Raw genomic sequence first — 17,052 nt, forward strand, 5'->3', positions numbered from 1 at the left:
GATGGAAGAGTGGGTAGGCAAACAGTGGGACCGCTTCATCCGCCGCGCCGCGCAACGGCAACACGAAAACGCCGCGGTGGAACTGGACGAGGTGCAGCGCAGCATCACGCTGATGTTCCGCGCAGCGGGCGGCGCTGCGGCAGTGCGCGTGGCGCCGGCTGGCGCGCGCAAGGTGGGCGGCGCGCGCCACTGGCTCGAGCGCGTGGCGGGCACCGGCACGCACGCGGCCACCGGTCGGCTCGAACCCGAGGTGCTGTCGCTGCCGCCGCGCATCGCGGTGCATGCGGACGCCGCGCTGAACCGCGCGCTCTACCTCTGGCTGGCGGCGCTGGCCGCGCACATCGCGCCCACGGGCGACTGGATCGCCGACAACCGGCGCGCCACGCAGCGCGCGCTGGCCACCTTTCCGGGCCTGGCCGGGCGCTACCGGCAGCTGCTGGCCGCGGAATGCGCGCTGCGCCCTGATCCCTCGGGCCTGCGCGGCCGCGCGGCCGAGGCCGAACACATGGTGCGGCGTGCGCTGAAGGACCGAGAAAGCGACATCGCCGCCGACGTGCGCCCCGAAGAAGTGGCGCCGGTCTGGCTCTGGCTGGACACCGCCGCCGCCACGGTGGCACCAGCGGCGTGCAGACCCGACCCCGCAGGGGCCCACGCCGAGCGCCCCGCCAGCAAGCAAGACCCGCGCCGCCGCCGCGCCCAGGCCGTGGCCGACGAACGCGACAAGGCGCCCTTGCTGATGTTTTTCCGTGCTGAATCCATCTTCTCGTGGGGCGAATTCGTCAAGGTCAACCGCGCGAGCGACGATGACGACGACGGCAACGCCCTGGCCGCGGCAAACGACATGGACCTGCTCGCCATCGCGCCCGACGGCCAGACCACCGCTTCGCGCGTGAAGTTCGACCTGGACCTGCCCAGCGCCGCGGCCGATGACAAGCCACTGGGCCCCGGCATCCGCCTGCCCGAATGGGACTGGCGGCGCAGCCAGCTGATCGCCGAGCACTGCGCGCTGCAGACTCTGGTGCCCGTCGATCCGGCACCCTTTTGCCCCCCGCCCGCGCTGCGCGTGACGGCCCGGCGCGTGCGCCGGCGCATGGAGGTGCTGCGCGGCGGCATGGGGCACCTGCACGCCCAGCCCGAGGGCGAAGAGCTGGACCTTGACGCTTGGGTGCGGCACCGCGTCGACGCTGCGGCCGCGCCGCACAGCGCAACGCCGGCGGTGTTCAGCCGGCGCGTGCGCAGCGAGCGCAGCCTGGCGACGCTGCTGCTGGCCGACCTGTCGCTTTCCACCGACGCCTACGCCACGCAAAACGCGCGCGTGATCGACGTGATCCGCGACGCGCTGTACGTGTTCGGCGAGGCGCTGTCTGCCAGCGGCGACCCGTTCGAGATGCTGGGCTTCTCGTCAGTGCGGCGGCAGAACGTGCGCATCCACCAGCTCAAAAGCTTTGACGAGGCCTGGAACGCGCGCACGCGCGACCGCGTCGGGGCCATCAAACCTGGCTACTACACCCGCATGGGCGCGGCCATCCGCCACGCTACAGTGCAGCTGGCCGCGCGCCCCGAGCGCCTACGCCTGCTGCTGCTGCTGACCGACGGCAAGCCCAACGACCTGGACCAGTACGAAGGCCGCTATGGCCTCGAAGACACGCGCCACGCCGTGCACGCCGCGCGCGCGGCCGGGCTGACGCCGTTTTGCGTCACCATAGACGCGCAGGCACACGACTACCTGCCCTACCTGTTCGGCTCTGCCGGCTACGCACTGGTACACCGCCCGCAAGACCTGGTGCGCCGCCTGGCCGCTGCTTATGCTGCGCTGACACGCTGACGCGGCACTTCCCTGCTCCAGCGCTTGCAGCAGACAGCGCCACGGCAAACGGGCGCGCGCCCGTGGGGATGTCATGCGATTGCTGCACGCGGGATACAGAATTTCTGCAGAAATCAAAGAGTTATTCATAATTCCACTTTAAGCACCCACCCAAGCCAGCCCATGGACATCCAGCAATTCGACATCCCGCGCTATCTTGCGGCCCTGCCCTTGTTCCAGGAAATGACCCCTGCCGAACTGCAGCGACTGGCTGCGGGCTGTCGCCTGCGGCGCTATGCACGCGGCGATGACGTGTTTCGTGTGGGCACGCCCTGCAAGGAGTTCCACGTCACCGTCATGGGGCAGGTCAAGCTGTTCGCCACATCGCCTGCCGGGCAGGAGAAGGTCATAGAGCTCGCCGGCCCCGGCATGAGCTTCGCCGAGGCGCTGATGTTCACCGACAAGCCCTACATCATCAACGCCCAGGCCCTGGCCGACACCTTGCTGCTGAGCGTGGGCAAGGCCGCCGTGGTGCAGGAGATCGAGAGCGACCCGCGCTTTGCCATGCGCATGCTGGCGGGCATCTCGCGCCGCCTGCACGGCCTGGTGCACGACGTGCAGACCTATGCACTGCACAACGGCATGCAGCGCGTGATCGGCTACCTGCTGCGCTCGCTGCCAGAGAATGCCGAAGACGCCGCAGCGCTGGCCCTCGCCAGCGCCGGCCGTGCGGCGCCGTGCCTCACCGCGCGCAAAGAGGCCGTGGCGCTGCAGGTGTCGTTGCCGGTGAGCAAGGCCACCATCGCCTCGCGCCTGTCGATCACGCCCGAGTATTTCTCGCGCGTGCTGCACGAACTGGAAGCCGCCGGGCTGATCCGCATCGACAAGCGCGAGATCCACATCCCTGACGTCGAACGGCTTGCGAACTACCAGTGATCAGTGGTCGCGCAGCACGCCCACGGCGCGCAGCAACCGCGCCGTCTCATACAGCGGCAGCCCCATGATGCCGCTGTAGCTGCCGTTCAGGTTCTCCACGTATTGGGCGATGGACCCCTGGATGCCATAGGCCCCGGCCTTGCCCAGCGGTTCGCCGCTGGCCACGTAGGCGGTGATCTGCGCCGGCGTCATGGCGGCAAAACGCACGCGCGAGACCGACAGCGCCGCAAGGCGCCGGGGCCCGGCCTGCAGCGCCACGGCCGTGAGCACGCGGTGCACCCTGCCCGAGAGCGCGGCGAGCATGCGCGCGGCCTCGGCTGCGTCGGCGGGCTTGCCGAAGATGCTGCGCCCGAGCGCGACAGTGGTGTCGGCGCACAGAATCGGCGCTGCGGGCAGGCCGCGACGCGCATGCCGCGCCACGGCGGCGTCGAGCTTGAGCGCCGTCACGCGCTGCACGTAGCGGGCAGGCGCCTCGCCGGGGCGCACGGCTTCGAGCGCTTCGGCGTCTTCGATGAGGTCATCGACCACCTGCCCGACGGTGTCGTCAGCGCCCGGTGTTTGGGGCAGCAGCAGTGCATGGCGCACGCCGATCTGGCTGAGCAACTGGCTGCGGCGCGGGCTTTGCGAGGCGAGGTAAATGAAGGCGGACATGGCTGCCAAATTATGAAAGAAATATGCCATTTGCGCTTGCGCTGCCAACGCGAGTAGATACAAACTCCATAGCAATCTGCGGTGGCGCGGCCACCCCCATCATGCCCGAGCACGTCAGGCCCGGTGGTACGGATGGCCCGCGTTGATGGACCAGGCGCGATAGAGCTGCTCGATCAACAGCACGCGCACCAAAGCGTGCGGCAGCGTCAGGTCGGACAGCCGCAGGCTCTCGTGCGCAGCGGCGCGCAGTGCCGGGTCCAGCCCGTCGGGCCCACCGATCAAGAGCGCCACGTCGTCGCCCGCTTGCTGCCAGCCGCGCAGACGCTCGGCCAGCGCCGGCGTGGTGAGGCGCGCGCCGCGCTCGTCGAGCACCACCACATGCGCACTACGCGGCAGCGCGGCTTCGATGCGTGCGCGCTCCGCGGCTTGCAGGGTTTGCAGGCTTTTGCTGCCGCGCGGCTCGGTCTTGACGGTCTTGAGCTCGACCTTGAGCTCGGGCGGAAAGCGCTTGGCATAGTCCTCGTAAGCCGTCTGCGCCCAGTCGGGCACCCGCTGGCCCACGGCCACGATCAGCAGCTTCATGGCCTGCGTGCGTCAGCTCAGCGGGAAGCTGGGGCTTTTTTGGCCGCGGTTTTTGCGGCCGCCTTCATGCGCGCGGGCGGCGCGACGACGATGGTCTGCACGGGTGCCTTGGCGGAAGTTTTGCGCGGGGTTTTGGCGGGCGCTTTGGTGGTCTTCTGCGCAGCCTTCTTCACGGCTGTTTTTGCGGCCGTCTTTACAGCCGTTTTCGGGGTGGCTTGGGCTGCCGATTTGACTGCGGTTTTGGTAGCTGTCCGCGCTGACGCTTTCTTGGCTACAGGCTCTTTGGCCGTAGATTTTTTCACGGCAGAGGCGGCCGCATCGGCCTGCCCGGCGTTTGCCTTGCTGCGCTTGGCCGGCTTCTTTGCCGCAGTTTCATCCTCGGGCGCTGCGGCCTGGGCAGGCTTGGCGGTTTTCTTTGCGGCCTTGGCGGACTTTGCGGGCTTGACGGGCTTGGCGGCACCGAGCTTCAGGCGCACGGGCGTCTCGCCCCAGAGGTCTTCGAGCCGGTAATACTGGCGGATCGCGGGCTGCATGATGTGCGCCACGGCGGCGCCGCAATCGACGATGATCCACTCGCCGTTGTCCTCGCCCTCGACGCGCGGCTTGTCGAAGCCCGCCGCGCGCACCGCGTCGCGCACGCTCGCGGCCAGCGCCTTGGTCTGGCGGTTCGAGGTGCCCGAGGCCACGATCACGCGCTCGAACAGCGGCGAGAGTTCCGCCGTGTTGAAGACTTGTATGTCCTGCGCCTTGACATCCTCCAGGCCATCGACGATGGCGCGCTGGAGCTTGGTGATGTTCTTTTTGGCGGCAGATTCCGAAAGGGTATTGGTGCTCATCAGAAGGGTGTGGGCAAAGGAAATGGACGAAATATTAAGCCGCAAGCCGCATGCCAGCCATAGGCGAGTTCCCTAGGAGCCTGTCGGACTTTGGGCGTCGAAAGCGAGAATGCGCCCCAGCGAGGCCAGTTTTTGCCGGATTCGCAGCCCCATAGTGGTGCTATGGGGCAAGAAGCCGGTAAAAAATGGACCGCTGCGGCACATTCGCAGCCGACGATTCCAAAGTCCGACAGGCTCCTGGACCGACGTGCGGGCGCCACGGTGGCGGCGCGGAAATTTCAGGTGTTTTTGGCCTTTAGTGCAGGTGCAGCAAGCGCGAGCAGCTCTCATTTTTTGAGCATCGCCGTACTACCAGCGGCGCCCGCTTCGGCAAGCCAGTCGCGCCGCTGCAAAAAGTCGCGCACGAGCGCCGCTTCGGGCGTGTCGGGGCCGTCTTCACGTTGGTACGACCAGGCCACGAGCGGCGGCATCGAGAGCAGGATGGACTCGGTGCGCCCGCCCGACTGCAGGCCGAAGTGCGTGCCGCGGTCCCACACGAGATTGAATTCGACGTAGCGCCCGCGCCGGTAGAGCTGGAACGCACGCTCGCGCTCGCCCCAGGGCGTGTGGCGGCGGCGCTGCACGATGGGCAGGTAGGCGCCCAGGAACGCATCGCCCACGGACTGCAGCAGGGCCAGGCTTTGCGCAAAGCCGAGCTCGGCAAAGTCGTCGAAAAAAATACCACCCACGCCGCGCTGCTCGCCGCGGTGGCGCAGGTAAAAATATTCGTCGCACCACTGCTTGAAGCGCGGGTACTTGTCGGCACCAAAAGGCTGCAGGGCGTCGCGGCAGCAGCGGTGGAAATGCTGGACGTCTTCGAGAAAGCCGTAGTACGGCGTCAAGTCCATGCCGCCGCCGAACCAGCAGTGCGCGGGCGCGCCGGGGCCTTGGTCGGGTGGACGGGCGGCGATCATGCGCACGTTCATGTGCACCGTGGGCACGTAGGGGTTGCGCGGGTGGAACACCAGCGACACGCCCATGGCCTCGAACGGCGCGCCCGCGAGCTCGGGCCGGTGCTGCGTGGCCGAGGGCGGCAGGCGCGGCCCGCGCACGTGCGAAAACCCGCAACCCGCGCGCTCGAACACCTGCCCGCCTTCGATGATGCGCGTGATGCCGTCGCCCTGGAGCAGCTCGCCGGGCGCTTTGCTCCAAGGATCGATAAGGCTCTTGGCGCCCGTCTGTCCTGCGCAAGCAGCTTCTGCTTCGATAGCATCGAGCGCGTCCATGATGCGCGCCTGCAAGCCCAGCAGATAGGCGCGCACCTGGGGGACTTGGTCGGCCTGGGCGATGGAGAGGGCCTGCGCAGCCGTTTGCTGCGCGCTCATTTCAGCGCCCGGTGGCCGATGTCGCGCCGGTACTGCGCGCCGTCGAAGTGGATGCGCTGCACGATCTCGTAGGCGCGCTGCTGGGCCAGGCGCAGGCTGTCGCCAAGCGCGGTGACGCACAGCACGCGCCCGCCGCTGGTGCGCAGCACGCCGTCCACCAATTCGGTGCCCGCATGGAACACCATGGCGTCGTCGTCCAGCGCGGTATCGGGCGGCAGGCTGGTGATCGCGTCGCCCTTGCGCGGCTGCTCGGGGTAGCCGTGCGCGGCCATGACCACGCCCAGCGCCGTGCGCCGGTCCCACTGCAGCTCGATCTGGTCGAGCTTGCCGTCGATGGCGGCGCCGAGCACGTCGACCAGGTCGCTTTTGAGGCGCATCATGATGGGCTGCGTTTCGGGGTCGCCCATGCGGCAGTTGAATTCGAGCGTCTTGGGCCGACCCTGCGCGTCGATCATCAAACCGGCGTAGAGAAAACCCGTGTAAGGGATGCCGTCCTTGGCCATGCCGCGCACGGTGGGCAGGATGATTTCGCGCATCGCGCGCGCGTGCACGTCGGCGGTGACGACCGGCGCCGGCGAATACGCGCCCATGCCGCCGGTGTTGGGTCCCTGGTCGCCGTCGAGCAGGCGTTTGTGGTCCTGGCTGGTGGCAAGCGCAAGCACGTTTTTGCCATCGCACAGCACGATGAAGCTCGCCTCCTCGCCGGGCAAAAATTCTTCGATCACCACGCGCGGCTGCGCTTTGCCCTCGGCGTCCGCGTTGTGCTGCACGCCGTATTTGTTATCGATCAGCATGTAATCGACCGCGGCGTGCGCCTCGGCAAGCGTCTGCGCCACGACCACGCCCTTGCCCGCCGCCAGGCCATCGGCCTTGACGACGATGGGCGCGCCGAGCCGTTCGATGAAGGCGTGCGCAGGTGCAGGCTCGGTGAAGGTGTCGTAGTCGGCCGTGGGGATGCCGTGGCGGCGCATGAAGGCTTTGGAGAAGGCCTTGGAGCTCTCGAGCTGCGCCGCGGCGCGCGTGGGGCCGAAGATGCGCAGGCCATGCGCGCGAAATTCATCGACCACGCCCGCCGCGAGCGGTGCCTCGGGGCCGACCACGGTGAGGCCGATTTTGTGCTCTTGCGCCCAGGCGCGCAGCGCCTGCACGTCGGTGATGGGCAGGTTGTCGAACTGGCCAGCCAGCGCCGTGCCGCCGTTGCCCGGCGCGACGTAGATCTTGCCGGCCTTGGGCGACTGGCGCAGCTTCCAGGCCAGTGCGTGCTCGCGGCCACCGCCGCCAATGACGAGAATGTCCATGGTTAAAGCGCCGCGTTGTGATAGACCGCCTGCACGTCGTCGAGGTCTTCGAGCGCGTCGAGGAGCTTTTGCATGCGCGCGGCGTCGTCGCCCGAGAGCTCCACGGTGTTTTCGGGGCGCATGGTGACTTCGGCCACTTCGGGCGTGAGCCCGGCGGCTTCGAGCGCGGCCTTCACGGCCTCGAAGTCGGCGGGCGCGGTGAGTACCTCGATGGTGCCCTCCTCGTCGCTGATGACGTCTTCGGCGCCGGCTTCGAGCGCCACTTCCATGACCTTGTCCTCGCTCGTGCCGGGCGGGAAGATCAACTGCCCGCAGTGCTTGAACTGGAACGCCACCGAGCCTTCCGTGCCCAGGTTGCCGCCGTATTTGCTGAAGGCGTGGCGCACCTCGGCCACGGTGCGCACGCGGTTGTCCGTCATGGTGTCCACGATCACGGCCGCGCCGCCAATGCCGTAGCCCTCGTAGCGGATTTCCTCGTAGTTCACACCCTCGGCGTTGCCCGTGGCCTTGTCGATGTTGTATTTGACGCGGTCCGAAGGCATGTTTGCCGCCCTGGCCTTGTCCACCGCCAGGCGCAGGCGCGGATTGGCCGCCAAGTCGCCCCCGCCGGCGCGCGCGGCCACGGTGATCTCGCGGATGATGCGCGTCCAGATGCGCCCGCGCTTTTCATCCTGCCGCCCCTTGCGGTGCTGGATGTTCGCCCATTTGCTGTGTCCTGCCATGGGATGTCCTTTTGATCCTGTTTTAATCTTGCCGGATTTTACTTTTGCCCTTCAACGCCCCTTCAACCTCTTATATCGCCATATGCCATGACTGAACCTCTGTTGATCGCGCGCAATGCCCACACCCGCTGCGAGCTGCTGCCGCAGATGGCCAACCGCCACGGCCTCATCACCGGCGCCACAGGCACAGGCAAGACGGTAACGCTGCAGACCTTTGCGGAGAATTTTTCCCGCATCGGCGTGCCGGTGTTCCTCACCGACGTCAAGGGCGACCTCAGCGGCATCAGCCAGCCGGGCAGCATGGGCGACAAGCTCGCCGCCACGCTCGCCGAGCGCGGCCTGCCTGCGCCCACACCGCAAGCCTGCCCCGTGACGCTGTGGGACGTGTTCGGCGTGCAAGGCCACCCTGTGCGCGCCACCATTTCCGACCTGGGGCCGCTGCTGCTGGGGCGCATGCTGGACTTGAATGACACGCAAATGGGCGTGCTGAATCTGGTGTTCAAGCTCGCGGACGACAACGGCCTGCTGCTGCTTGACCTCAAAGACCTGCGCGCCGTGCTGCAGTGGGCCGCCGACAACGCGCGCACGCTCACTACCAGCTACGGCAACATCAGCGCCGCGAGCGTGGGCGCAATCCAGCGCGGCCTGCTACAGATCGAGCAGCAAGGCGGCGACCAGTTCTTCGGCGAGCCCATGCTCGACATTGCCGACCTGCTGCAAACCGTCGATGGCCGCGGCGTGGTCAACATCCTGGCGGCCGACCAGCTCATGCACGCGCCGCGCCTGTACGCGAGCTTTCTGCTGTGGCTGCTGTCGGAATTGTTCGAGCAGCTGCCCGAAATCGGCGACCCCGAAAAGCCCAAGCTCGTGTTCTTCTTCGACGAGGCGCATTTGCTTTTCGACCAGGCGCCCAAGGTGCTGCTCGAACGCATCGAGCTCGTCGTGCGCCTGGTGCGCTCCAAGGGCGTGGGCGTGTATTTCGTCACGCAAAACCCGCTCGACATCCCCGACAGCGTGCTCGCGCAGCTGGGCAACCGCGTGCAGCACGCGCTGCGCGCCTTCACCCCGCGCGACCAGAAGGCCGTGCAGGCCGCAGCCAGCACCATGCGCCCCAACCCGGGGCTGGACATAGAACGGGCGATCACGGAGCTCGCCGTGGGCGAGGCGCTCGTGAGCCTGCTCGACGCGCAAGGCCGCCCCGGCGTGACCGAACGTGCCTTCGTGCTGCCGCCGGGCAGCCAGATCGGCCCGATCACGCCGCAGCAGCGCGCGGCGCTGCGCGCGCAATCGCTGGTCGCAGGCGTCTATGAAAAAACCGTGGATCGCGCATCGGCCTACGAAAAGCTGCAGGGCCGCGCCCTGTCGGCGGCTGGGGCGCCCGATGCGTCGGGCGCGTCTGCTCCCGCCGGTGCAGCGCCCGACACCTCCCAAGCCGGTTCAGCCGAGGCCGGCAGCGGCGCGGGCGCCCTGTCCGGCGTGCTCGGCGGCCTGGGCGAAGTGCTGTTCGGCAGCACCGGCCCGCGCGGCGGCCAGCGCGACGGCCTGGCGCAGACCCTGGCCAAGTCCGCCGTGCGCACCATGGGCTCGGCGCTGGGCCGCGAGCTGCTGCGCGGCGTGATGGGCACGCTCGTGGGCGGCAAGCGACGCTGACGCGGCGGGCCGCTTGCCTGCTGATGCCTCATTTTTCCCACGGAGCTCCTGTATGACCGACCTGAACTGCTTTTCCTTCCAGATCGACGCCCATGTCGCGCACCTCGTGCTGAACCGCCCCGAGGCCATGAACACCATGGGCCCGGTGTTCTGGCGCGAACTCGACGGCGTACTCAGCGAGCTACACAACGGCAACGCGGCGCGCGCGCTGGTGATTTCGAGCACGGGCAAGCACTTTTCGGCCGGCATGGCGCTCGACGTGTTCGGCGGCGCGATCGCCATGGACGACGCCAGCCCCGAGGGTCGTGCCGCGATCTTCGACCTGCTGGGCGACCTGCAGGCCACCTTCACGCGGCTCGAAAACCTGCGCATCCCCGTGATCGCCGCGATCCACGGCGGCTGCATAGGCGGCGCGGTGGACATGGTCACCGCGGCCTGCATACGCTATGCGAGCGCCGACGCCTTCTTTTGCGTGCAGGAGATCAACATCGGCATGGTGGCCGACGTGGGCACGCTGCAGCGCCTGCCCAAGCTCATCCCCATGGGCCTGGCCAAGGAGCTGGCCTACACCGGCAGGCGCCTGAGCGCCCAGCGCGCGCTGGCCTGCGGCCTGGTCAACGAAGTGTTCGACAGCCACGAGGCGCTGGTTGCCGGCGCGCTGCAGTGCGCACGCGAAATCGCGAGCAAGGCGCCCGTGGCCGTCTGGGGCAGCAAACAGGCGCTGAACTACGCGCGCGACCACTCCGTCGAAGACAGCCTGCGCCAGATGGGCTGGCTGCAAGGCGCGGTGTGGAGCACCGCCAACGTGCAAACCGCGATCCGTGCGATGAAGCAAAAAAGCGCCGCCGACTTCCCGCCCCTGGCGCCGCTGCGGCGCTTTGGCGACGCCGGATGAGAATGCGCAAAGTGTTATTGAAACAGTAGCTGCCAGCGATTGCTGTATGCGCTTCAAGGCCATTTTTGATCCAAAATTCAGCCCTCCTTCATTCGCCCCACGCCTGCCATGACCGACCCCCAAGTCCACGTCGTCACCCACCCGCTCGTGCAGCACAAGCTCACGCTGATGCGCAACAAGGAAGCCAGCAGCACGTCGTTTCGCACCTTGCTGGGCGAGCTCGCCATGCTCATGGCCTACGAGATCACGCGCGACGTGCCCACGCAGCTCGTCGAAGTCGAGACGCCGCTCGAAAAGACCATGGCGCCCATCATCGACGGCAAGAAGCTGGTCTTTGCCTCCATCCTGCGCGCGGGCAACGGCATGCTTGATGGCCTGCTGCGCGTGGTGCCCAACGCCCGCGTGGGCCACATCGGCCTGTACCGCGACCCGGCCACGCTCGAAGCCGTGGAGTATTACTTCAAGATGCCCACCGGCATGAACGAGCGCGACGTGATCGTCGTCGATCCCATGCTGGCCACGGGCCACTCGGCGGTGGCGGCCATCACGCGGCTCAAGCAGTTGCAGCCCCGCTCGATCAAGTTCCTGTGCCTGCTGGCCGCCCCCGAAGGCATCGCCACGCTGCGCCAGGCGCACCCCGACGTGCCCATCTACACCGCCGCGATAGACCGCCAGCTCAACGAGCACGGCTACATCCTGCCCGGCCTGGGCGACGCGGGGGACAGGATTTTTGGCACGAAGTAGGCCCGCCGCAAACAGGCGCACCACTTGGGCGCGCATCTTGCTTTCCCTTCGTTGTTTCATCCTGGCATCGTTCCTACCCTTTTGCATGAGGACGCACCATGACCGATCGTTCCAACGCCTCCCGCACCACAGTCGAGGCCAAAACCAAGCGCTGCGCCAGCGCCGCGCGCCCTACACGCCGTGGCTTTGGCGCCCGCCTGCTCGGCCTGGCCCTGAGCGCCGCAGCCACGCTGGGCCTGGCCCCGGCGCCAGCGGTGGCACAGGCGGCGCAGCCCAAACTCAAGGTCGCGGCCATTTACACCGTGCCCTACGAGCAGCAATGGGTCAGCCGCATCCACAAGGCGCTGAAGGCCGCCGAGGCGCGCGGCGAGATCGAATACAAGTCGAGCGAGAGCGTGGCCAACGCCGACTATGAGCGCGTGATGCGCGAATACGCCACGGGCGGCAGCCAGCTCATCGTGGGTGAGGTGTTCGGCGTGGAAGCCGCGGCGCGCAAGGTAGCCAGGGACTTTCCCAAGGTCGCCTTCCTCGCGGGTTCTTCAGGCAAACCGCAGGCGCCCAACTTCAGCGTGTTCGACAACTACATCCAGGAGCCCTCCTACCTCACGGGCATGATCGCCGGCGGCATGACCAAGACGAACAAGATCGGCATGGTCGGCGGCTTTCCGATCCCCGAAGTCAACCGCCTGATGAACGCCTTCATGGCCGGTGCGCGCGAGATCAACCCCAAGGTCGAATTCACGGTCAGCTTCATCAACAGCTGGTTCGATCCACCCAAGGCCAAGGAAGCCACCTTTGCCATGATCGACAAGGGCGCCGACGTGCTCTACGCCGAGCGCTTCGGCGTGAGCGACGCGGCCAAGGACAAGGGCAAGCTCGCCATCGGCAACGTCATCAACACGCAGGAGCAGTACCCCGACACCGTGGTCGCCTCAGCCCTGTGGCACATGGAGCCGACCATTGACCGCGCGGTCCAGCGCGTCAAAGAGGGCAAGTTCAGCGCCGAGGACTACGGCCCTTATTCGATGATGAAGTGGGGCGGCTCCTCGCTCGCGCCGCTGGGCACCTTCGAGAAAAAAGTCCCGCCCGAGCTCATGGCCAAGGTGCGCGCCCGCGAAGCCGACATCCGCGCCGGCAAATTCACCGTGAAGATCGACGACAGCGCGCCGCGCTCCACGGTCAAATAAGCACAGTACGCCCGACATGACGGAAACCGTCCTGGAGTTGCGCGGCATCACCAAACGCTTCGGGCCGCTGGTGGCCAATGACGGCATCAGCCTGCAGCTCGCGCGCGGCGAAGTGCTGGCCCTGCTCGGCGAGAACGGCGCGGGCAAGTCCACGCTGATGTCCATCCTCTTTGGCCACTACGTCGCCGATGCGGGCGAAATTTGGGTGCATGGCCGGCTGCTGCCGCCCGGCCAACCGCGCGCGGCGCTGGCGGCGGGCATAGGCATGGTGCACCAGCACTTCACGCTCGCCGGCAACCTCAGCGTGCTCGACAACGTACTGCTGGGCACCGAACCGCTGTGGCAGCCGTTTTCGCGCCGCGCCCAGGCGCGGCAGCGGCTGCTCGAGGTGGCGCGGCGCTTTGGCCTGCCCGTGCAGCCCGATGCGCGCGTGGGCAGCCTCTCGGTGGGCGAGCGCCAGCGCGTGGAAATCCTCAAGGCGCTGTACCGTGGCGCGCGCATCCTCATCCTCGACGAGCCCACCGCCGTGCTCACGCCGCAAGAGAGCGAAGCCCTGCTACAGACACTCACGCAAATGGCCGCGCAGGGCCTGTCGATTCTTTTCATCAGCCACAAGCTCGCCGAGGTGCTGCGCGTGGCGCAGCGCGTGGCCGTGCTGCGCCACGGCCGGCTCGTTGCCGAGGCGCCCGCAGCCGGCACCACGCAGGAGCAGCTGGCGCAGTGGATGGTCGGTCAACCCGTGGCAGCCGCGCCGCTGCGGCAGCCCGCCAAGCGCGTTGGAACGCCGTGCTGCATTCTCGAAAATGTGAGCACCTCAGACCATCTGCGCGAGCGTTTGCACGCCGTTTCTCTGACATTGCACGCGGGCGAGATCCTGGCCGTGGCAGGCGTTTCTGGCAACGGCCAGACGGCGCTTGCCGAGCTGCTCAGCGGCCTGCGTGCACCCATCGCGGGGCGGCTCACACTGCAGGGGCAACTCTGGCAGACGCGCCCGGCCTGGCTCGTCGAACAAGGCGTCGCACGCATTCCCGAAGACCGCCAGGGTGTGGGCCTGGTGGGCGAACTGCCGCTGTGGGAGAACGCCGTCTCCGAGCGCCTGCGCAGCCCCTGGTTTGCCTACCCGTGGTGGCGCGGCCGTTGGCTGCGGCGTGCCGCCGCGCGCGCGCATGCACGCCGCATCGTCGAAACTTTCGACGTGCGCGGCGGCGGGCTCGACAGCCCTGCGCGTGCGCTCTCGGGCGGCAACATGCAAAAGCTCATCCTCGGCCGCGCACTGCTGCCGCCCACCGGTGTCGACGGCCGCGCCGATGCCCCTGCGCCGCGCCTGATCGTCGCGCACCAGCCCACCTGGGGTCTGGACATAGGCGCGGTGCGCTTTGTGCAGCAGCAGCTCGTCGCCGCGCGCGATGCGGGCGCGGCAGTGCTGCTGATCTCGGACGATCTCGACGAGGTGATCGCGCTGGGCGAGCGCATCGCCGTGCTGCACGCCGGTGCGCTCAGCCCCGTGCGCCCCGCGCATGCGTGGACACGCGCCAGCATCGGCCTGGCGATGGCCGGCGGTGTCGCAGGCAAGGATGGGATCGATAGCGATATCGAAAATACGCACAGCCACCCCTCGCGCCCCGCAGCTGTCCCATGAGACTCGAAAAACGCCATGCCATCGCCCCCGCAGCCTACGTGGCTGCGCCCGTGGGTGCCGTCGTCTTCACGCTGCTCGTGTGCGCGCTGCTGCTGCGCTGGGCCGGTGCACCCGTGGGGCGCAGCTACGCGCTGCTGCTGCAGGGCGCATTCGGCTCGGTGTTCGCGCTCACGGAAACGCTGACGCGCGCCACACCGCTGATTCTCTCGGGCCTCTCCGCTGCGCTGGCGTTTCGCGCGCGCCTGTTCAACATCGGCGCCGAGGGTCAGTTCTACGCCGGCGCCCTGGCTTGCGTGGCCGTGGGCGGTCTGCACGGCGGCATGGGCTTCGCTGCGCCCGCGTGGCTGCTGTTTCCGCTCATGATGCTGGCCGCAGCGCTGGCCGGGGCACTGCTCCTGCTGGGCCCGGCGCTGCTCAAAACGCGCCTGGGCGTCGATGAGGTGGTGACCACGCTGCTGCTCAACTTCATCGTGCTGCTGCTCGTCTCTGCCTTGCTCGACGGCCCCATGAAAGACCCGCTCGCGCTCGGCTGGCCGCAGAGCGTGGCGCTGCAAGAGGGCCTGGAGCTCGCGCGCCTGGTGCCACAGACGCGCCTGCACACGGGCCTGCTGTGGGCGCTGGCGCTGGCCGTGCTGCTGTGGCTGCTGCTGGCGCGCACGCTGCCCGGGTTCGACCTGCGCGCCACGGGCGCGAACGCGCGCGCCGCGGCGTTCGCGGGTGTGCCCGTGACGCGCACGCTGGTGTGGGTGGCGCTGCTCTCGGGCGCTCTGGCCGGCCTCGCGGGCGCGATCGAAGTCGCCGGGCGCACGGGCTACGTGACCCTGGACATGTCGCCCGGCTACGGCTACAGCGGCATCGTGATCGCGATGCTGGCCGGATTGCATCCGCTGGGCGTGATCGCAGCGGGCGTTTTCGTGGCGGGCACGCTGGTCGGCGCCGACAGCATGGGGCGCGCCCTGGACGTGCCGACCTACATCGCCGACGTGATCGTCGCCACGTCGCTGCTCGCGGTGCTCGTGGCCACGCTGCTCACACAATACCGGGTGCGCTGGAAATGACTTTTAATTACAAGCAAAATTGGCCACTAGCGCCCTTACATACAGCGCAAGCAGCTATCGATGTAAAAGCGTCCACCACGCAGGAGCTCTGCGTATGACCGCATGGCTGGACATCCTCTCCAACCTGACGTTCTGGGGCGCCGTGCTGCGCGTGGCCACGCCGCTGATCCTGGGCACGCTGGGCGTGCTGCTGTGCGAGCGCTGCGGCGTGCTGCACCTGGGCATAGAAGGGATCATGGTCGCGGGCGCTTTTGCAGGCTGGCTCACGGTCTATGCGGGCCACGGCCTGTGGGCTGGCGTAGCAGTGGCCGCGCTCACGGGCGCCGCGTTCGGACTGCTGCACGCCCTGCTCACGGTCTGGCTGGCGCTGTCGCAGCATGTCTCGGGCCTGGGCATCACGCTGTTTGCCACGGCGCTCAGCTATTACGGCTACCGCGTCAGCTTCCCCAAGGTGAACACCCCGCCCACCATAGAGCCTTTCACGCCCATGGCCTGGCTCGGCGTGCCTGTGCTGCAGGCGCAAACCCCGCTGACCCTGCTCGCGCTGCTGCTGGTGCCCGCGCTCTCCTGGCTGCTGGCGCGCACGCCGCTGGGCCTGGCGCTGCGCACGGTAGGCGAAAATCCCCAGGCGGTGGAGAGCCAGGGCATCCCGGTCGCCACGCTGCGCACGGGCGCCGTGGTCGCCGGCTCGGCGCTGATGGGCGTGGCCGGCGCCTTTCTCACGCTCTCAGCCTTCAACACGTTTTTCTTCAACATGGTCAACGGCCGTGGCTGGATTTGCGTGGCGCTGGTGGTGTTCGCCTCGTGGCGGCCCGGCAAGGCGCTGGCGGGCGCGCTGCTGTTCGCCTTTTTCGACGCACTGCAGCTGCGCCTGCAACAATCGGGCGACGCCTGGCTGCCCTATCAGGTGTACCTGATGCTGCCCTACCTGCTGTCCATCCTCGCGCTGGTGCTGATGGCGCGCAAGGCCGCCTACCCGCAGGCGCTGATGAAGCCCTACCGCAAGGGAGAACGCTGACCATGCCCGCCTTCGAAACCTTTTTGCTCTTTGCCACGGCTTCGCTGGCGCTGGCCGTGATTCCCGGCCCCACCATGCTGTTGGCACTTTCCAACGGCATGGCGGGTGGCATGCGGCGGGCGGGCTGGGGCATGGCCGGCGCCTGCGTAGGCAGCAGTCTGGTGATCGCCGTCGTCGCCGTGGGGCTGGGTTCGCTGCTGGCGGCGTCTGCGCTGCTGTTCGACGGACTGAGGACAGTGGGCGTGCTTTACCTGCTGTGGCTTGCCGTACAAATCTGGCGCAGCCCACTACTGAATGTGCAAGCGCTGCTGGCGCAGGCGCCGGGCCAGGGGGTGCAGGGCCGCGCAGCCTTTGTGCGCAGCCTGGGCGTGGCGCTTTCCAACCCCAAGGCCCTGCTGTTCTTTGCCGCGTTCCTGCCGCAGTTCATCGATCCAGCGCTGCCGCAGGGCCCGCAATACGCGCTGCTGGGTGCCTTGTTCGTCGCCATCGATGCCCTGGTGATGGTGGCTTACGCGGTCGCGGGCCGCCAGGCAGTACGTTGGCTCTCGCCCCTCGGCCTGCGCTACCTGCACCGCAGCTGCGCTGTCGCCATGGCGGCATTGGCGGCGCTGCTGGCCAGCTACCGCAAACACGCCGCTTGAGAGGCTGTGGACCTTCCGCCCCTTCTT

At 68.0% G+C, this 17,052-nt stretch carries 16 protein-coding genes; 10 read left to right on the forward strand and 6 right to left on the reverse strand.

The annotated features are described in order from the left end of the window. Position 1: 1 nt before the first annotated feature. Positions 2-1,825: a nitric oxide reductase activation protein NorD gene (locus tag FK527_RS10610; protein WP_144733322.1), complete on the forward strand. Its 1,824-nt coding sequence runs from the start codon at positions 2-4 to the stop codon at positions 1,823-1,825. Positions 1,826-1,987: 162 nt separating this feature from the next. Next, the gene (locus FK527_RS10615) at positions 1,988-2,740 is read left to right on the forward strand and encodes a Crp/Fnr family transcriptional regulator (RefSeq protein WP_144733325.1); all 753 of its coding nucleotides are present in this window, start codon (positions 1,988-1,990) and stop codon (positions 2,738-2,740) included. Here the strand turns inward: FK527_RS10615 and FK527_RS10620 are convergent, their stop codons facing one another. The 6 genes from FK527_RS10620 to FK527_RS10645 form a co-directional block, all read right to left on the reverse strand. After that, positions 2,741-3,391: a Maf family protein gene (locus FK527_RS10620; protein ID WP_144733328.1), complete on the reverse strand. Its 651-nt coding sequence runs from the start codon at positions 3,389-3,391 to the stop codon at positions 2,741-2,743. It abuts the gene before it with no gap. A 114-nt stretch (positions 3,392-3,505) separates the two neighbouring features. Then, entirely contained in the window at positions 3,506-3,973 is a 468-nt protein-coding gene (gene rlmH / locus FK527_RS10625; protein WP_144733331.1) for a 23S rRNA (pseudouridine(1915)-N(3))-methyltransferase RlmH, read from the reverse strand. A 17-nt stretch (positions 3,974-3,990) separates the two neighbouring features. Next, on the reverse strand, positions 3,991-4,809 hold the full coding sequence (rsfS, locus tag FK527_RS10630; protein WP_144733334.1) for a ribosome silencing factor: 819 nt from the start codon (positions 4,807-4,809) through the stop codon (positions 3,991-3,993). Positions 4,810-5,135: 326 nt separating this feature from the next. Next, entirely contained in the window at positions 5,136-6,173 is a 1,038-nt protein-coding gene (gene hemF, locus FK527_RS10635) for an oxygen-dependent coproporphyrinogen oxidase (RefSeq protein WP_144733337.1), read from the reverse strand. Beyond that, entirely contained in the window at positions 6,170-7,471 is a 1,302-nt protein-coding gene (gene purD, locus FK527_RS10640) for a phosphoribosylamine--glycine ligase (protein ID WP_144733340.1), read from the reverse strand. The genes hemF and purD overlap by 4 nt, the downstream gene beginning before the upstream one ends. A gap of 2 nt (positions 7,472-7,473) precedes the next feature. Further along, positions 7,474-8,193 carry a YebC/PmpR family DNA-binding transcriptional regulator gene (locus tag FK527_RS10645; protein ID WP_144733342.1) on the reverse strand — a complete coding sequence of 240 codons (720 nt, stop codon included), beginning with the start codon at positions 8,191-8,193 and terminating at the stop codon, positions 7,474-7,476. Positions 8,194-8,280: 87 nt separating this feature from the next. On the opposite strand from FK527_RS10645, the gene FK527_RS10650 reads away from it, so the two are divergent. The 8 genes from FK527_RS10650 (at position 8,281) to FK527_RS10685 (ending at position 17,025) form a co-directional block, all read left to right on the forward strand. Then, positions 8,281-9,843 carry a helicase HerA-like domain-containing protein gene (locus tag FK527_RS10650; protein WP_144733345.1) on the forward strand — a complete coding sequence of 521 codons (1,563 nt, stop codon included), beginning with the start codon at positions 8,281-8,283 and terminating at the stop codon, positions 9,841-9,843. A gap of 52 nt (positions 9,844-9,895) precedes the next feature. Continuing rightward, positions 9,896-10,738: an enoyl-CoA hydratase-related protein gene (locus FK527_RS10655; protein ID WP_144733348.1), complete on the forward strand. Its 843-nt coding sequence runs from the start codon at positions 9,896-9,898 to the stop codon at positions 10,736-10,738. Positions 10,739-10,846: 108 nt separating this feature from the next. Beyond that, positions 10,847-11,482: a uracil phosphoribosyltransferase gene (gene upp / locus FK527_RS10660; protein ID WP_144733351.1), complete on the forward strand. Its 636-nt coding sequence runs from the start codon at positions 10,847-10,849 to the stop codon at positions 11,480-11,482. Positions 11,483-11,580: 98 nt separating this feature from the next. Then, positions 11,581-12,669 carry a BMP family protein gene (locus FK527_RS10665; protein ID WP_144733354.1) on the forward strand — a complete coding sequence of 363 codons (1,089 nt, stop codon included), beginning with the start codon at positions 11,581-11,583 and terminating at the stop codon, positions 12,667-12,669. Between the two features lie 16 nt (positions 12,670-12,685). Next, on the forward strand, positions 12,686-14,308 hold the full coding sequence (locus tag FK527_RS10670; RefSeq protein ID WP_144733357.1) for an ABC transporter ATP-binding protein: 1,623 nt from the start codon (positions 12,686-12,688) through the stop codon (positions 14,306-14,308). After that, a complete protein-coding gene (locus FK527_RS10675) occupies positions 14,305-15,366 on the forward strand; it encodes an ABC transporter permease (RefSeq protein WP_144733359.1) in 1,062 nt (353 codons plus the stop codon). The genes FK527_RS10670 and FK527_RS10675 overlap by 4 nt, the downstream gene beginning before the upstream one ends. Before the next feature lie 94 nt (positions 15,367-15,460). Further along, positions 15,461-16,384 carry an ABC transporter permease gene (locus FK527_RS10680; RefSeq protein ID WP_144733361.1) on the forward strand — a complete coding sequence of 308 codons (924 nt, stop codon included), beginning with the start codon at positions 15,461-15,463 and terminating at the stop codon, positions 16,382-16,384. Between the two features lie 2 nt (positions 16,385-16,386). Then, entirely contained in the window at positions 16,387-17,025 is a 639-nt protein-coding gene (locus FK527_RS10685) for a LysE family translocator (RefSeq protein ID WP_144733364.1), read from the forward strand. Positions 17,026-17,052 lie beyond the last annotated feature (27 nt).

This window comes from Extensimonas perlucida (assembly GCF_007655255.1).
Classification (GTDB): Bacteria; Pseudomonadota; Gammaproteobacteria; order Burkholderiales; family Burkholderiaceae_C; genus Extensimonas; species Extensimonas perlucida.

Excerpts from the sequence above, each read along its gene's own strand:
- FK527_RS10670 (WP_144733357.1), top strand. The coding sequence starts at position 12,686 with ATGACGGAAACCGTCCTGGAGTTGCGCGGCATCACCAAACGCTTCGGG.
- FK527_RS10680 (WP_144733361.1), top strand. The coding sequence starts at position 15,461 with ATGACCGCATGGCTGGACATCCTCTCCAACCTGACGTTCTGGGGCGCC.
- FK527_RS10665 (WP_144733354.1), top strand. The coding sequence starts at position 11,581 with ATGACCGATCGTTCCAACGCCTCCCGCACCACAGTCGAGGCCAAAACC.
- FK527_RS10615 (WP_144733325.1), top strand. The coding sequence starts at position 1,988 with ATGGACATCCAGCAATTCGACATCCCGCGCTATCTTGCGGCCCTGCCC.
- purD (WP_144733340.1), bottom strand. The coding sequence starts at position 7,471 with ATGGACATTCTCGTCATTGGCGGCGGTGGCCGCGAGCACGCACTGGCC.
- FK527_RS10650 (WP_144733345.1), top strand. The coding sequence starts at position 8,281 with ATGACTGAACCTCTGTTGATCGCGCGCAATGCCCACACCCGCTGCGAG.
- rlmH (WP_144733331.1), bottom strand. The coding sequence starts at position 3,973 with ATGAAGCTGCTGATCGTGGCCGTGGGCCAGCGGGTGCCCGACTGGGCG.
- hemF (WP_144733337.1), bottom strand. The coding sequence starts at position 6,173 with ATGAGCGCGCAGCAAACGGCTGCGCAGGCCCTCTCCATCGCCCAGGCC.
- FK527_RS10620 (WP_144733328.1), bottom strand. The coding sequence starts at position 3,391 with ATGTCCGCCTTCATTTACCTCGCCTCGCAAAGCCCGCGCCGCAGCCAG.
- FK527_RS10685 (WP_144733364.1), top strand. The coding sequence starts at position 16,387 with ATGCCCGCCTTCGAAACCTTTTTGCTCTTTGCCACGGCTTCGCTGGCG.
- FK527_RS10610 (WP_144733322.1), top strand. The coding sequence starts at position 2 with ATGGAAGAGTGGGTAGGCAAACAGTGGGACCGCTTCATCCGCCGCGCC.
- FK527_RS10655 (WP_144733348.1), top strand. The coding sequence starts at position 9,896 with ATGACCGACCTGAACTGCTTTTCCTTCCAGATCGACGCCCATGTCGCG.
- rsfS (WP_144733334.1), bottom strand. The coding sequence starts at position 4,809 with ATGAGCACCAATACCCTTTCGGAATCTGCCGCCAAAAAGAACATCACC.
- upp (WP_144733351.1), top strand. The coding sequence starts at position 10,847 with ATGACCGACCCCCAAGTCCACGTCGTCACCCACCCGCTCGTGCAGCAC.
- FK527_RS10645 (WP_144733342.1), bottom strand. The coding sequence starts at position 8,193 with ATGGCAGGACACAGCAAATGGGCGAACATCCAGCACCGCAAGGGGCGG.
- FK527_RS10675 (WP_144733359.1), top strand. The coding sequence starts at position 14,305 with ATGAGACTCGAAAAACGCCATGCCATCGCCCCCGCAGCCTACGTGGCT.